General features: G+C 61.4%; 12 protein-coding genes and 1 pseudogene. 11 read left to right on the top strand and 2 right to left on the bottom strand.

Annotated elements, in window-relative coordinates; translation table 11 throughout:
* The first annotated feature begins 10 nt into the window (after positions 1-10).
* The 10 genes and pseudogenes from treS to CAQUA_RS03145 all read left to right on the top strand — a co-directional run bounded on the left by treS (position 11) and on the right by CAQUA_RS03145 (position 11,910).
* Complete coding sequence (gene treS, locus CAQUA_RS03185; protein WP_196824552.1) at positions 11-1,933, top strand: maltose alpha-D-glucosyltransferase; 1,923 nt, start codon at positions 11-13, stop codon at positions 1,931-1,933.
* A 76-nt stretch (positions 1,934-2,009) separates the two neighbouring features.
* Positions 2,010-3,170 carry a phosphotransferase gene (locus CAQUA_RS03180; protein ID WP_290178681.1) on the top strand — a complete coding sequence of 387 codons (1,161 nt, stop codon included), beginning with the start codon at positions 2,010-2,012 and terminating at the stop codon, positions 3,168-3,170.
* Positions 3,171-3,607: 437 nt separating this feature from the next.
* Positions 3,608-5,074, top strand: a complete 1,467-nt coding sequence (brnQ, locus tag CAQUA_RS03175; RefSeq protein ID WP_196824554.1) for a branched-chain amino acid transport system II carrier protein — start codon at positions 3,608-3,610, stop codon at positions 5,072-5,074.
* 100 nt (positions 5,075-5,174) lie between these two features.
* Positions 5,175-6,185, top strand: coding sequence for an LLM class flavin-dependent oxidoreductase (locus tag CAQUA_RS03170; RefSeq protein ID WP_196824555.1), 1,011 nt, complete (start codon positions 5,175-5,177; stop codon positions 6,183-6,185).
* Positions 6,186-6,381: 196 nt separating this feature from the next.
* A pseudogene (locus tag CAQUA_RS11270) lies at positions 6,382-6,474 on the top strand (GntR family transcriptional regulator); the annotation flags it as partial.
* A gap of 33 nt (positions 6,475-6,507) precedes the next feature.
* On the top strand, positions 6,508-7,083 hold the full coding sequence (locus CAQUA_RS03165; RefSeq protein ID WP_435383921.1) for a GntR family transcriptional regulator: 576 nt from the start codon (positions 6,508-6,510) through the stop codon (positions 7,081-7,083).
* Between the two features lie 90 nt (positions 7,084-7,173).
* Positions 7,174-8,694 (top strand): ABC transporter substrate-binding protein, encoded by a 1,521-nt coding sequence (locus CAQUA_RS03160; protein WP_196824557.1) that lies wholly within the window; start codon positions 7,174-7,176, stop codon positions 8,692-8,694.
* Positions 8,691-9,692 carry an ABC transporter permease gene (locus tag CAQUA_RS03155; protein ID WP_196824558.1) on the top strand — a complete coding sequence of 334 codons (1,002 nt, stop codon included), beginning with the start codon at positions 8,691-8,693 and terminating at the stop codon, positions 9,690-9,692. The genes CAQUA_RS03160 and CAQUA_RS03155 overlap by 4 nt, the downstream gene beginning before the upstream one ends.
* Positions 9,689-10,504 carry an ABC transporter permease gene (locus CAQUA_RS03150; protein WP_196824559.1) on the top strand — a complete coding sequence of 272 codons (816 nt, stop codon included), beginning with the start codon at positions 9,689-9,691 and terminating at the stop codon, positions 10,502-10,504. The genes CAQUA_RS03155 and CAQUA_RS03150 overlap by 4 nt, the downstream gene beginning before the upstream one ends.
* Before the next feature lie 8 nt (positions 10,505-10,512).
* Entirely contained in the window at positions 10,513-11,910 is a 1,398-nt protein-coding gene (locus tag CAQUA_RS03145; protein WP_196825627.1) for an ATP-binding cassette domain-containing protein, read from the top strand.
* Between the two features lie 96 nt (positions 11,911-12,006).
* Here CAQUA_RS03145 and CAQUA_RS03140 read toward each other — a convergent pair whose 3' ends face one another.
* A complete protein-coding gene (locus CAQUA_RS03140; protein WP_196824560.1) occupies positions 12,007-13,296 on the bottom strand; it encodes an acid phosphatase in 1,290 nt (429 codons plus the stop codon).
* A gap of 154 nt (positions 13,297-13,450) precedes the next feature.
* On the opposite strand from CAQUA_RS03140, the gene CAQUA_RS03135 reads away from it, so the two are divergent.
* Positions 13,451-14,356 (top strand): ribokinase, encoded by a 906-nt coding sequence (locus CAQUA_RS03135; protein ID WP_196824561.1) that lies wholly within the window; start codon positions 13,451-13,453, stop codon positions 14,354-14,356.
* Here the strand turns inward: CAQUA_RS03135 and CAQUA_RS03130 are convergent.
* Positions 14,353-15,627, bottom strand: coding sequence for an alpha/beta fold hydrolase (locus CAQUA_RS03130; RefSeq protein WP_196824562.1), 1,275 nt, complete (start codon positions 15,625-15,627; stop codon positions 14,353-14,355). The two genes, CAQUA_RS03135 and CAQUA_RS03130, sit on opposite strands and share 4 nt — an antisense overlap.
* Positions 15,628-15,752 lie beyond the last annotated feature (125 nt).

Genomic DNA, 15,752 nt, shown 5'->3' with positions numbered 1-15,752 from the left:
GTTGGAAGGCATGAATGAACCCACGGAAGTAACCACGAGCGACCAGCCGGTTAGCCCAGGCAACCCGCTCTCCCCCACGTCGCCGCACTCCCCACAGTCGACGGCTACCCATGCGACACCGCACGCGGTCATGCCTCAGACTGACGCAGAGGGCTACATCATCGAGCACGAGGCGCGGGAATTTTCCGCTCCTGCGCCAGCCCCAGGCAACGAGCCGTGGGAGCGCCCGGACCCGCAGTGGTACAAGGACGCCGTCTTTTATGAGGTACTCGTGCGTGCCTTCTACGACCCAGATAACACGGGGTCCGGAACGCTCAAGGGCGTCATGGAAAAACTGGACTACCTCCAGTGGTTGGGCGTGGACTGCCTGTGGCTTCCGCCCTTTTATGATTCCCCGCTGCGCGATGGTGGCTACGACATCCGTGACTTTAGAAAAGTCCTGCCGGAATTCGGCACCGTTGAAGACTTCGTGGCCCTCGTGGACGCAGCCCACAAGCGCGGCATCCGCATCATCACGGACTTCCCCATCAACCACACCTCCGATACGCACCCGTGGTTCCAAGAATCCCGGCGCGAACCGGACGGGCCATACGGCGACTTTTACGTGTGGACGGATGACCCGGACCTCTACTCCGAGGCGCGCATCATCTTCATTGACACCGAGGAGTCCAACTGGACGTATGACCCGGTGCGCAAGCAGTACTTCTGGCACCGCTTTTTCAGCCACCAGCCAGATCTGAACTACGACAACCCGGCGGTCCAAGAGGCGATCATTGACGTGATCCGATTCTGGCTGGACTTGGGCATGGACGGCATCCGCCTCGATGCAATCCCCTACCTCTTCGAGCGCGAAGGCACCAACGGAGAGAACCTGCCCGAAACCCACGAGTTCATCAAGAAGGTCCGCCGGATTTTCGACGAGGAGTACCCGGGCCGCTTCCTGTTGGCGGAGGCGAACCAGATGCCTGATGAAGTCGTGGCGTACTTCGGCGGCAACCCGCAGACCGAGGAATGGCACGAAGGAGATGATCAGGGCAAGATCCACGGCGACGAGTGCCACATGGCCTTCCACTTCCCCGTCATGCCACGCATCTTCATGGGTATCCGTCAAGAGCTCGCGCAGCCGATCATCGACATTCTGCGTGAGACCCCCCAGATCCCAGACTCCGCGCAATGGGGCATCTTCCTGCGCAACCACGACGAGCTGACGCTGGAGATGGTCAGCGATGATGAGCGCGACTTCATGTACACCAACTACGCGACGGATCCACGCATGAAAGCCAACGTGGGCATTAGGCGCAGGCTCGCCCCGCTGCTCGGCGGTCACCGCGACCGACTGGAACTGGCCAACACGCTTTTGCTTTCCCTGCCGGGTTCACCGTTCCTCTACTACGGCGATGAGATCGGCATGGGCGACAACATTTGGCTGCCGGACCGCGACGGTGTGCGCACGCCGATGCAGTGGTCGTCCGACCGCAACGGTGGGTTCTCCCGCGCTGAACCCGAGCGGCTTTACCTTCCAGTGATCCGCAACGACGCGTACGGTTACCAATCAATCAACGTCGAATCCCAGATGGAACGGGAAAACTCCCTCCTGCACTGGGTGCGCGAGCGCGTTCACATCCGCAAGCAGTACAAGGCATTCGGCCGCGGTGATTACCAGGAAGTCCACCACGACAACCCACAGGTTCTCGCCTTCATCCGCGAATACACGGATGAAACCGGGCGCAATGAACGCATCCTGTGCGTCAACAACATGAGTTCACGGCCACAGCCCGTTGAGATGCACCTAAGTCACCTCGCTGGAATTTCTCCCCGCGAGCTGTCTGGCAATATCGAATTCCCCGCGATCGGTGAACTACCCTGGCTGGTCACCCTGTCACCACACGGATCGTTCTGGTTCGATGTGTCCAACGGCCTGCGCAAGTTCTAGGACCACACTGCAACCACCGGAGAGCACACCCGCGCTGCGCGAGAACCAGCACACCGCGGACGGAAAGGAACCTTTCGTGGATCTACACTCAGCCCGCTTCTACGGGGCAAAGTCTGAAGCAATCGATTCCCAAGAAGTCATCGCCAGCGAAAACTTCGGCGACTACACCTGGCAGATCCTGTCCGTCACGCACGGCGGGAAAGACAATGCTACGACTGATGAGTACCAGGTGGTCGTCGATAAGCATGAGCGCGATGTGCTGAACAGCGACGATGGTGCCAGCGCGTACCTCTTAAACGTTGCCTTCATCGGCGAGGTCCACGGAGACATCACCGCGCGCTCCGCGACCCCGCTGGGGGCAGACCAGTCGAACACGTCGCTCGTGGCAACTGATGACGACGGGCGGGAGTGGATGTTCAAAGTCTTCCGCAAACTCGAAGAAGGCCTCAACCCCGATGTTGAGCTGCTGAGCGAAATTGATGACTGCCCATTCGTCGCGGGGGTGCGCGGCTACGTTACCCGCGACGGCCGCACGCTCGCGATGATGCAGCAGCTTATCGACGGCGGCAAGGACGGATTTGTCCTCGCCTGCGATGCTGGCGCGGCCGACGACTTTGCCTCCGAGGCCCAAGCACTTGGTGCCGCAATCCGCACCGTGCATGAGGCACTTGCCGCTACGTTTGGGACGAAGACTGTCTCTGGCGCTGAGATCGCAAGCACGCTCAACGAGCACCTCGACGAGCTAGTGGGCAAGGCCCCCCAGCTGGCCGAATACGAAACCCGGCTGCGGGATCTCTACGCCAAGGTCGAGGGGATTGAATCCGTACCAGTACAGCGGATTCACGGGGACCTGCACCTTGGCCAAACCCTGCGCACCGATCATCGCTGGTACCTCATTGATTTCGAAGGTGAGCCCGCGCGCCCTCTCGAACAACGCCGCCTCCCAGATTGCGCATTGCGCGACGTCGCAGGCATGGTTCGCTCCTTTGGCTACGCCCGCGCCGTGGGTGAGCACTCGGATGAATGGGAGCGCTCGGCGGTGAACGCACTCTTGGACGGGTACGGCGTGAACCCCGCTTCCCGCGACCAGGCCGCGCCCCAGCACGACGAGTCAGATCACGCGCTGCTGCTTGCTGCGTACATCGCGGATAAGGCGGCATACGAGGTTGTGTACGAAGCGAACAACCGGCCGGATTGGGTTGAGATCCCGCTCGCGGCGATCGAAACGATATCCTGATCGCCGCTCGAAATGGCATCCTGACGATGCTGACACCACCCCGACCCATAAGTCGGGGTGCACGTTTTTGACCTGCACTTTCACCTCAAGGCCTGCCGCCAGGCGCGATCGGGTGTCAGGATCGTCAGGAGCCTCATTTTCTTCCCAACGCGCGATACGCGAAATTTGTATCCAACTTTCGATATCCTCGGCAACGCCGCAGGTCACGGCGTCGTGCTATTTTGTTGCTAGGTCATCAAATCAAAATTTCGCGAATGGGGCCGGGATGGGCCTGGGCATGGGGATGGGCCTGGGATGGGCTGGGCCCGGGTAGAGGGCTGGGTAGCGGCAATCAGGGGCCGAATTAAATTCAAACTAGGGCAAGAAAACCTTCGACTGGGACTTGAGGTGTTAAGGTAACTCCAACTATTTACCTACTCATCTCCCTGGGAGGCTTTATGTCTACTGCTGTGACCCCATCCAGCGGCGCGGACACGAACGCGGGCTCGGGCACGTCGAAGGGTGCGCCGAAGTCGGCCATCATTTTCACGTCGCTCGCCCTGTTCTCGATGTTCTTCGGCGCTGGTAACCTGATTTTTCCGCCGATGCTTGCGGTTCAGTCGGGTGAGAACTTCTGGCCCGCTATCTTGGGCTTCCTCACCACGGGCGCGTTGCTGCCGGTTCTAGCGGTCGTTGCGATCGCTCTGTCCGGTGCGAACGTCCGTGACCTGGCACAGCGCGCCGGAACGTTCTTCGGCATCATCTTCCCGATCTTGGCGTACCTGTCCATCGGTGCGTTCTACGCTCTCCCGCGTACGAGTGCCGTATCCTTCGACGTCGCCATGACTCCGGTGTTCGGCTGGGACGGGACGATGGAACGCGCCCTGTTCAACCTGGTCTTCTTTGGTATCGCCCTTGCGCTGTCGTGGAACCCGACCACGATCACCGACACGCTGGGGAAGTTCCTGACCCCGGCGCTGGTGCTACTGCTGATCATCATGATCGGTACCGCCCTGTTCACCATGACTAATCAGGGCTACACCGCGAACGAGACCTATGCGACCAATGCCTACGCCGCCGGTGTTTTGGAGGGGTACCTGACCATGGACTCCATCGCCGCGCTGGCGTTTTCCATCGTGGTCATTTCTTCCCTGCGCCACAAGGGCGTGGGCGAGGGTAAGCCAATCGTTCGAGGCACCATGATCGCTGGCCTGGGTGCCGGCATCATGCTTGCCCTGATGTACATTGGCCTGGGCATCATCGGGCGTTCCATGCCGGACGCAACCACCTACGATTCGGGTGCGCCGCTTTTGGCTGACGCAGCACTGACCATGATGAACAAGCCTGGCCAGATCATCTTCGCTCTCGTGGTTCTGCTTGCCTGCATGACCACCGCTGTTGGTCTGATCACCGCTACCGCAGAGTACTTCTCCGAGCAGTTCTTCGGCAGCTACCGCGTGTGGGCAATCATCTTCGCTGTAGCTTCTGCGGTTATGGCAACCCAGGGTCTGGAATTCGTGATGATGGTAGCCGCACCGGTCATCGTGTTCATTTACCCGCCGGCTATCGCGCTGGTCGCGCTGACTCTGATCGAGCCGTTGTTCCGCTCGCGCACGCGTCTGCGCTGGGGTTTCTTCGTCCCGATTTGGGTAGCTGTCATCTGGTCCGCGATCGCTACCCCGATCTCGCTTGCGGGCGACTACAAGATTTTCGAGTGGAGCACCGCGCTTGCCCCGATCGTTGATTGGGCACCGCTGCACGAACAGTCTCTTGGCTGGATCCTGCCGACCTTCATCGCCTTCCTGGTTGGCCTGGTTATCGACCTTCTCAATCCCACGACCACAGCTGAGCTGGAGGATAAAGGTCTCCAGTCCAACCACGCGGATGACGCCGTCGCGCCCGCTGAGGCTAAGGCAACTATCTAATTCCTTTGGGGGTCTGAAAACCCCCAAAGGAAATAATTAATTCCCCCGTATCGTTGAAGCCGGTAACGAAGAGCACCGCTGATACGAAAAAGGGTGAAACATGTCTACGCCAGCGACCTCCGATACACAGCGAACACCACTGTCGTTCCTTGATTTTTGTACCGTTCGTAAGGGCGAGTCGCCCGGCGCTTCCATGAAGCGCTCGGTGGAGCTGGCGCAAAAGGGCGAGGAATTGGGCTATTCCCGCGTCTGGTACGCGGAGCACCACAATATGCCGTCCATCGCGTCCTCCGCGCCGGCGGTGTTGATTTCCCACGTCGGTGCGCAGACATCCCGCATCCGATTGGGTGCGGGCGGAGTCATGCTGCCGAACCACTCCCCCTACGTCATTGCTGAGCAGTTCGGCACCCTCGCCGAGTTGTACCCCGACCGCATTGATTTGGGTTTAGGGCGGGCACCGGGTACAGACCACAACACGCTGGGCCGCGCGCTGCGGCGTGATCCCCATGCTGCGGAGAATTTCCCCAACGATGTGTTGGAATTGCAGGCGTACCTCGCGGATAAATCGGTGATCCCCGGTGTCACGGCGGTCCCCGGCGCGGGCACGAACGTTCCGCTGATCATTTTGGGTTCCTCCATGTTCGGGGCCAAGCTCGCCGCGCAGTTCGGTCTCCCCTATGCGTTCGCGTCGCACTTTGCACCCACGCATTTAGAGGAAGCGACGAGGTACTACCGTGAGAACTTCCGGCCGTCGGAAAGCTGTGCTGAGCCCTACCTTTTGGCGGCGGTGAACGTGACTGCGGCGGACACCACAGACGATGCCCTGCGCCAAACGGAGATCGTCCACCGTCAGCGGGTGAAGGCCCTCATTGGTCGCCGCGGAATGCAGCTTGACGACGACCAGTTGGAGGCGATCGTGGCCTCACCACAGGGTCAGCAGATCATTGGGATGCTGCGCTACAGCGCGATCGGTGACGCGCCGGCCGTGGCGGAGTACTTAGACGCGTTCACTACGCGGGTGCAGGCCGATGAGCTGATGATTTCTTTCCAATCGCCGACGCACGAAGAGACGCTGCGTTCCATGGAGCTCGTGGCATCTGCCTGCCTGTAGAGCCTGTCTTAATAGACTCTTTTCTACACGGGCGGGGCAGGCGAGCAGATAGCCGCTTCTGTTTACCCCTGTTCAAAAAAGGGCCGATATACTTCTAGTGCTAGACGACCCACATTTGTGAATACTGAGGAGAAGAACCATTTCTGCTACACGTTCACGCCAACAGCACGAAGAGATTGCGGCCTACCTGCACTCTTTGATTGAAAGCGGAAAACTTTCCCCTGGCGATCCCCTCCCCTCTGAAGCAGAGTTATGCGAGAAGTTTGATTCTTCGCGCGGTCCCGTGCGCCAAGCGGTAGCGTCATTGCGCACTGAAGGACTTGTGTCTTCCGGTCGTGGACGCCGGTCGATCGTGCTTGATCACCGCGGCACATCCAGCTTCGACTCTCTGCTGTCCGCCACCACCTTGATCGAAGATACGAAGAAGACCCCCGGCCAGAAGATCTTGCGTATCGTGCGCGAGCCTGCAGACGAGCAGATCGCCGCAGCGCTGCACTTGTCGCCCGGCGATGACGTGGTGAAGATCGAGCGCGTTCGCTACGCAGACGATCTGCCCGTCATGGTTCAAACCAACGTGTTCCCAATTGCTATCGGCGAGCGCTTCCTTACCTTGACTGAGGACAGCGAATCCGTTCATGCGCAACTGGCCCGTAGCGGTGTCAAGATTGATAACGTCGTGCGCCGCGTTCGCGTCCGCATGACGACGGAGGAAGAGCAACAGCTTCTTCAGTTGGAGGAGTCCGCCCCGGTGTGGAGCGAAGAGCTCCGCGCCTCGACGTTCCAGGGCGAGCCAGTTGAGTATGCCGAGTGCGCAATCCCCGGGAATATGGCTGACCTGATCATGTCGAACGTGCGCGGGTCTTCGATTCCTTTGAAGTTTGAGCTGGTCCTGCCATAAAACATAAAACCGGATTCATAGGTCCGCAGTCGCGAATTTAAACCACGAATAAATTCATCGAGTGCATTCTTGGATGTACTCTCAATGGCCATGGTCTTCCCAGACACTCGAACGCCCCGGAGCGCCGCCACCACAGCAAAGGCGACGCTGGCCGGGGTTTTGGCGATTAGTACGCTCACTGCGTGTTCGGCCGGGAGCACCTCGACCGTCATTGGCCGTGCGGATACGCGCGGCGTTGTCGTAGGTACAACCGGCGCACCCGCTTCGCTGGACTTCACCACGACAGGCGGCGCCGCGATCCCCCAGGCGCTCATGGCCAATGTGTACGAAACGCTCGTGCGTATCGACGAGCGGGGCAAACCCGCGCCGCTTTTAGCCACATCCTGGGAGATCAGCGAAGACCGCACCGAGTACACCTTCCAGCTGCGCGAAGGTGTGCGTTTTTCCAACGGGGACGAGTTCACTGCGGAAACAGCTGCGTTTTCCATCAACTACGTGCTTGAATCCTGGACCAACGGACTGTCCGCGCAGATGGCACCGGTGGAGGATGTGGAGGCCGTCGATAAGCATGTGCTCCGCGTAAAACTGAAGGCGCCGAGCAACTCGTGGCTGTGGTCCATGGGTACCTTGACCGGCGCGATGATGACGCCCGCGGGGATAGACACGTTGGCCACGGACCCCATCGGGACCGGACCGTACACGGTCGACAAATTCGCCGTGGGCCAGTCGATTTCTTTCCGCAAGCGCGAGGATTACTGGGGGGAGCCCGCGCGTGACGACGCGTCGATACGCTACTTCGCGGACGCCGTGAGCTCCGTGAACGCGCTGCGCGTCGGCGATATTGATGTGCTGTGGTCGCTGCAGGCGCCCGAGCTTTTGAGCACGCTTCCCGACGACTTTTCGGTCTCCGTGGGAACAACCAACGGTGAGGTGCTGCTGAGCTTGAACAACCGCATCGCACCTTTCAACGACCCCGACGTACGCAAGGCTGTGGCCTACGCGATCGACCGCGACGCGCTTAACCGCGTGGTGTTCAACGGACTAGCCACCGATACCGGCGGCGCACCCGTCCCCCCAACCGACCCCTGGTACACGGGCAAGGATTACTACCCCTTTGATCCCGCTAAAGCGCGGGAACTGCTTGCCGGCCAGAAGCCGGAAGTGACCCTGACCATCCCCTCGCTGCCGTACGCACAAGCAGCCGCCGAGCTGATCTTCTCTCAGCTGCGTGACGTCGGGTTCCAGGTGAAGCTCGAAACAGTGGAATTCCCCGCAGTCTGGCTCGGCCAGGTGCTCAAGCGGCACGATTACCAGGCGTCGCTGATCGCGCACGTGGAACCCCGCGATATGCCAACGCTGTTTGGCAATCCGGAGTACTACCTTGGCTATGATTCCGCGGCTGTTCGGGATGATTTCGCGGCCGCGGACGTATCTGATCAAGCAGGGCAGATAAGTTCCATGCAGGCGGCCATCGACGCCATCATGGCGGATGCTGGCGCAGTGACACTGGCTAACTCCCCCAACATTGTGCTCACCGCACCGGGGGTCACGGGGGTCAATCCGAATGTGATTACGGACGGCCTCGATCTGTCGGGGGTGGCGCGGCGATGAGTACAGCAACGAATACTAAACCGGCACCAGTCGCGCGTTCTTCGCGGCCGCTGGTGGACGTGATTAGCCAGATCCTGCTGCGGTTTGCTGTGACCCTTTTTGGAGCCAGCGTTGTGATCTTTCTGCTGCTGCGCGCCGTACCCGGTGATCCGGCCCGCATCGCGTTAGGCGTGACTGCGACGGATGAGGCCGTCGCGGAACTGGCACACCAACTTGGTACCGATAGGCCCCTGATCACCCAGTATTTCTCGTGGATCGGCGGGCTGCTCACGGGCGATTTTGGCGTGTCGCTGACCAGCAAGCAAGACATCACGCCTTTGGTGTTGGACCGCGCGGCGGTGTCGGCGATCCTGGCGCTGAGCGCCATGGTGCTTTCCATTGCCGTTGCCGTGCCGCTGGGGATGTACCTGGCCAACCGCGACCGTAAACCGGACGCGGCGATCCTCTCCGCACTCATCCAGGTTGGCATCGCGGTGCCCAGCTTCTTGGTGGGAATCCTCGCCGTGGCGGTGTTCTCCGTCTGGTTAGGATGGCTGCCCGCCAACGGATGGGTGCCGCCGAACGCGAACTTCGCCAGCTTCCTGTCCCACTTGGTGTTGCCGGTGTGCGCATTGACTCTGGTGCAAGCGTCCATCCTGACGCGCTACGTGCGCTCCTCCGTGCTCGAAGAGGTGGGCAAAGATTACGTCCGCACATCACGCGCGGTAGGCACGCCACGCAGCGTGGCCGTTCGCAAGCACGCCTTGAAGAATGCCCTGTTGCCAGTGCTCACCGTCACTGGTGTGCAGCTCACCAGCCTCGTGGTCGGCGCAGTGGTGATTGAACGCGTGTTTGTCATCCCCGGGCTCGGGTCGATGCTGCTGGATTCCGTTGCAACGCGCGATCTGACCACAGTCCAAACCGTCCTCATGCTGCTGGTGGTGTTCACGTTGCTGGTCAACCTGCTCGTGGACATCGCCTACCGCTTCATCGATCCGCGTCTGAGGAGGTCAGCATGAAGTTTCCTCGTTCCGGTGGGTGGATCGGCCTTGGGCTGGTTTTATTGCTACTTGTCACCGCGCTGGTCTCACTGGTCTGGACGCCGCATGACCCGCTGCAGGCGGAGCCGTCCATACGCCTCAATGCCTTCGACCCAGCCCACATTCTGGGTACGGACCAATATGGCCGCGATGTGCTAAGCCGCATCATGGTGGGCGCAAGGCTGACCTTGCTGGTCGCTGTTGCGTCGGTAAGCATCTCTGCGCTCATCGGCGTGCCGCTGGGCGTGTGGGCTGGCATGCGGCGCGGATGGGTGGAGGCCATCATCATGAGGATCAGTGACGTGGTGCTCGCCTTCCCTGCGCTGCTGCTGGCGATCGTGTTCACTGCGGTTTTTGGCGCATCCACGTGGATTGTCGTCTTAGCTATTGGCATCGCCGGGATCCCGGGGTTTGCGCGCGTCAGCCGCGTGGCAACGCTCCAAGTCATGTCGCAGGATTACGTATTATCCGCGCGCATCTCGCGCGTACCGGGCATCCTCATTGCATGGCAGCACGTTCTGCCCAACATCCTTGCCGTGTTGATCGTGCAGATTTCCGTGTCCCTCGCCTTGGCCATCCTGGCGGAAGCTGGGCTGTCCTTCCTCGGCCTCGGCACGCCAGCGCCCTACGCATCCTGGGGCCGCATGCTCCAGTCCTCGCAGCCGTACCTCGCCACGGCCCCCTACCTCGCGCTGTGGCCAGGGCTGTCCATCGCGCTTACGGTCATGGGCTTCAATATGCTTGGCGACGGCCTCCGCGACGCGCTCAACCCCAGGGAGGCAAAACGATGAATGCACCGCTGGTAACCGTGCGCAACCTCACTATCGACGGCATTGTGCACGGCATCTCCTTTGATATTCACCCTGGGGAACGCCTTGGTGTGATCGGTGAATCAGGCTCGGGAAAATCCATGACTGCCCTTGCCATCATGGGGCTCCTTGACCCGGATCTGGACCCCACTGGCTCCGTCACCGTTGCAGGCACGGAGATGATCGGCGCGCCCGACCGCGTGACCCGCGCCCTGCGTGGCACCACCGTCGGAATGATCTTCCAGGAACCGATGACGGCCCTGGACCCACTCATGACCGTGGAGAAGCAAGTCGCCGAAGCCTGCGACATCCACTCCGCCCGGGAGCTGCTGCACGAGGTAGGAATCACCCGCACGAACGCGTACCCCCACGAGCTTTCTGGTGGCCAGCGCCAACGCGTTCTCATCGCGCTGGCTATTGCGGGTGACCCTGATCTGCTGATCTGCGACGAACCAACCACCGCGCTGGACGTCACAGTCCAAGCCCAGATCCTTGAGTTGCTTGACCGCCTAGTCAAAGAGCGCGACATGGCGTTGCTTTTCATCACCCACGACTTGGGTGTGATGTCCTCCATGGCGGATCGCATCATCGTGCTTAAAGACGGCGCGGTCGCCGACCCGAACGCTGATCTGCGAAATCCCACGGTGGACTACACCGCGCGCCTTGTCGCGGCATCCACGCCGGGACCGCCGGCCCCGCCCCGTGACCTGGGGGAGCCCGTCATTGAACTGGATAATTGTGTATGGACCCGCGGCACGACCCGCGTGCTGGACCACGTATCCCTGTCTATCCGCGAAGGCGAGCGCATTGGCATCGTTGGCGGCTCTGGATCCGGCAAGACCTCACTCCTGCGCGTCATTTCCGGCATGAACCAGCCTGACCACGGCACGGTACGCGTCGATGGCCGCCTGCAAATGGTGTTCCAAGACCCCTATTCCTCGTTGAACCCGCGGCGCAGCGTGGAATCCTCGATCCGCGAAGCCGGCGTGGATTCCCCACGCGCCAAGGAAGTGCTGGACCAGGTGGGTCTCGGCGGACTCGGTCAACGCCTGCCGCACAAATTCTCCGGCGGCCAGCGCCAACGTATCTCCATCGCTCGCGCCGCCGCGCCTCGCCCGAACATTTTGCTTGCCGACGAACCGGTCTCCGCCCTCGACGTCTCTGTGCGCGCACAGGTCCTCGATCTGCTCGACGAGCTGGTGGTGAATAACAACCTGACCCTGGTTTTTGTTTCCCACGATTTGTCCGTCGTGCGCCAAGTGTGCCCCACCTTGGCCGTCATGCACCACGGTCGAATCGTGGAATACGGACCCACCGAAGAGATCTGGGCCAATCCCCAGCACGAGTACACCCGCACCCTGTTGAGTTCCATCCCGGAACTTGGTTGAGTCGCGCGCCTAGAAACGCCAAAAGGCCCGCTTTCGCGGGCCATTCACCTTCCACCATCCCCCACGTTGGTGGAGGGAGGTTGGGTTGAAACCGGTTTAGCGCAGAACGGTGACGGAGCCGTTCGGGTTCACGCGGTACTTCGCGGTGGACGCTGCAACCAGGTCCAGGCGCTGCCAGGAACCCTTCGGGCCCTGCCAGTCAAGCGGGTGACCAGCCGGAAGAGCGGTCTGCTCCAGGATCTGGCGGCGCTGCTCGTGGTTCAGGTTCGGGTAGCGGCTAGCCAGCAGGGTCGGAGCAGCCTGCGGCACGATCATACGTGCGTCACGGTTGTAGACCTTCGGGAAACCGTAGTCCAGGCGCTCACGGTAGGTGCGCTGGGCGTCAGCGGTGGACGCGTATGGCGCGGTGGTGCGAACCAGGGTGGCAATGTCCTTGCCGGTGCGCCACTTCATCTCAGCACGGATCTCAGCGGAAGCCTGGTCAAGAGCGTTGCGCATCTTCGGGTCGTTCAGGCGGTCTGCAGCAGCAGCCTGGCCGGTCATGCGGCCACCGATAACGTCCAGCGGGTAGTGGACACCCAGGACCATACGGCTCTGACCAGCCTCAGAACCACGCAGGTAGAGCTGCGGAGCAGCCTCTGGGATCAGGTATGCGAGCAGGGTGGTGATCAGGGTTGCCTGGTTGGTGTGGCCAGACGGGAATGCCTTGGACTTCGGGTAGATGTCCTTGCCCGGAGGGTTGTAGCGCTTGATGGCACCCGGAGCGACGTTGAACGGACGCGGGTACGCGAACCATTCCTTCTCGGCGAAGGTGGAGGATGCAATACCGCCGGAGCGAGCTAGGTAGCCGTTGCTGAGCAGGAACTCAGTCTTGGGCAGGCGGCCCTCAGCCAGCGCTGCGCGGAAATGGCGGGCGAACTCAGGGCCGAGACCCTCAGCCATGACCTCGAGCAGACCGTTGCTGGACACAACAGCGTCAATCTGAGCTGCGCGGATACGGTCCGGGGTGGCGGAGTTGTTGACCTGGATGACCTTGTCCAGGTTGTACTGGCGGGTGCCAGGCTGATTAGTCTTGATGTCGTGGAAGCAGCGGACGACCTCTTCGTAGATTCCGTACTCGTAGGAGGAGACGTCAGAGACGTAGCCGGTGAGGTAGTCCGGGCTGAACGGAACCGGAACCGGAGCACCTGGGTGCTGAACCGGAACCTTACCGGTGGAAATACCGGTTCCCGGGTCCTTCATCTGCGGAACAGAGAGGGAGGAACCAGGACGGGTGTTCAGGTTGACGTGTCCAAGCGGCTGAGCGTCAGCAGCAGGGACGGTGCCGGTGGACAGCATCGCGGCCGCGGAACCGGTAGCGACCAGAGCAGAAAAACGACGTTTCATTTTCTTCCTTCGTACGAACGGGGGAATGTCGCAAATAAAACTATCGTGTCTGGGTAACGAATTAGTAAACTTCAGAAAAACTTGTGTGTTCACTGCCGGAAAAATTCAAAATTCTCCGAAATATCCGACATCTGGACCTCTACCCTTGTCCGGTATGACGCCTGGAAGCATCGCAGTAGTGGGCTCAATCAACGCAGACCTGACCGTCCGTACGCCCCGGCACCCTGCCCCCGGTGAAACCCTTCTCGCCAGCGGCGGGGAGATAACCCCAGGTGGCAAAGGTGCGAACCAGGCGCTTGCCGCCGCTTTGTTGGGAAGCCAAGTGCACCTTGTCGGCGCGGTGGGCGCCGACGCGCACGCCGAGGAAGCCACGAAACTCCTCCGCGCCACCGGGGTAGACCTTTCGGGGGTAACCACTGTCAGCGCGCCCACAGGTTTAGCTCTCATCACCGTCGCAGATGATGGTGAAAACACAATCTTGGTGGTAGCAGGAGCTAACTCTTTCGTCGATAAGCACCTCGTTGAAGCGCACGCGGCGACGATCGCCGACGCCGACCTTCTGCTTCTCCAGGGAGAAATCCCCGCCGACGGCTTCCGCGCAGCTGTCGAGTTGGCGCGTGCGCACGCCACGCGCGTGGTGGTGAACCTTGCCCCCGTGATTGATGTGGACCAAGGCGCGCTGCTTCAGGCCGATCCCCTCGTGGTCAACGAGCATGAGGCAGCACTGGTCCTGCGGATGCTGGGGCATGCGGACTCACACGATGCGGCAACCGCACTGGTGGCGGCTGGTTTTTCCTCCGTAGTAGTGACCCTCGGGGCGCACGGCGCGGTCGTTGCAACGAGCGATGCGCCACCCGTGGACGTCCCCAGCCCCACCGTCACCGCGGTGGACACCGTCGGCGCGGGCGACGCGTTCACCGGCGCGCTGTGCCACAGACTCGTCACGGGTGATGGCCTCGCGGACGCGGTGCGCTTCGCTGTCCGCGTCGGCGCGTACGCGGTGACCACCCCCGGCGCGCAACCGTCCTACCCCACGGCCGCTGACACGCTACCCGGTTAAGCGCCCGCCGCGCGGTCCAGCATCCCCGCCAGAGTGGGGAAGATCTCCTCCCCGTGGAGATACATCGCGTCGTGCTCCCACGTCGGGTGCGTGTTCACCACGGCACTGCCGATCCGCGCCGCGTTTTCCACCGCGAAGTCGAACGGCACAAACATATCCGGTTCGTAGAGTTCAATCGCAGTCGGCACGGTATTGTCCACCAGTTGCTGTTGATCAAACGTGGCCACCCAGTCGCTTCGCGCCGCAAGCTTTTCGACGACCGGTTTGAACGCCCGCAACGCCGGATCCTCCTCAAAGTGGTAGCGGAAGAAATGGTTCCCGGTTAGGTAGAACTTGCCGTCCCCCGTCGGATCCGCATCACTGTGGAACCCCTCATGCTCGGCTGCGACCCGCTCCGCCGACCAGTTACTTGGGCCCTCTTGGACGCCGCCAAAAAGCGTTTCATGGATCACCGGCCACAGCGGGTTCGTTTCCACGCTGACCCGCCAGCCCACCATTGCCTTGAAATCTGGGCGCAAGCGTTTTTCACCGCCGCGGTTGTGAAACGGGGCTTCCAAAATGGTCGCCAGCGCATGCATCCCGTATTCCTCACCCAACGCGACGCCGAGGAACCGGAACCGCTGGGAGCTGAGCCGCTCCCCCGTTGGCATGCGCTCGTCCGAGTTGTCCAAGTGGTGGCACACCTCCCGGATCCTCGCCTCGGCCCACGGCACCGCGTCATAGAACGCCAGGTGCTTCGTTTCCAGCAGGTCAAAGGTCTTGGCGTTGTAGTCATCAATCTCCCACCCCAGCTGCGGCACCGCCCCGGTGAGATACGCCCGACCAACCCCGTCCGGGTAGTAGGACAAATAGCTGCCAGCGCACAAGGCGCCGAAGGAATTGCCCAGAATATCCCACTTTTCAAATCCCAGGGCGCGGCGCAGGTCCTCCGCATCCGCGACGACGTCCACCGACCGAAGTCGGGACAGAATTTCCTCCCGGATTAACTCAGGCGTGGTTGCATCAATCTTGCCTGAGCGCCCCGTGCCCCGCTGATCAAGCAGGAACACCCGGTGCCGCTTCAGCGCCTCCGGAATCCACCCCAGCATCGTCCGCGGCGCTGGACTGCCCGGCCCACCCTGTAGGAACAGCAGCGGCGGCGCCGTGTCGTCGATAAAAAGCTCCCGCGCGAAGAGCTCAAAATTGCCTAACGACGGATCCTCCCGCGCCCACGGAACCTCCAGCACATGCTCACGGGTCGAAATGTTCGGCGGGATGATCGTTGAATACACCCGGCCAAGTATATTGCCTACCCTTGGCCAACAGTTGAATATGCAGAGTGCCCAACAGCGCCCCCACATCGCCCAGCAGCGCCCCCACATCGCCCAGCAGCACCCCCCCAGCACCCGCCAGCGCC

Origin of the sequence: Corynebacterium aquatimens, from assembly GCF_030408395.1 — a bacterium.
GTDB classification, from domain to species: domain Bacteria; phylum Actinomycetota; class Actinomycetes; order Mycobacteriales; family Mycobacteriaceae; genus Corynebacterium; species Corynebacterium aquatimens.
The sequence above is the reverse complement of the archived record's forward strand: the minus strand, read 5'-3'. Positions and strand labels throughout refer to the sequence as shown.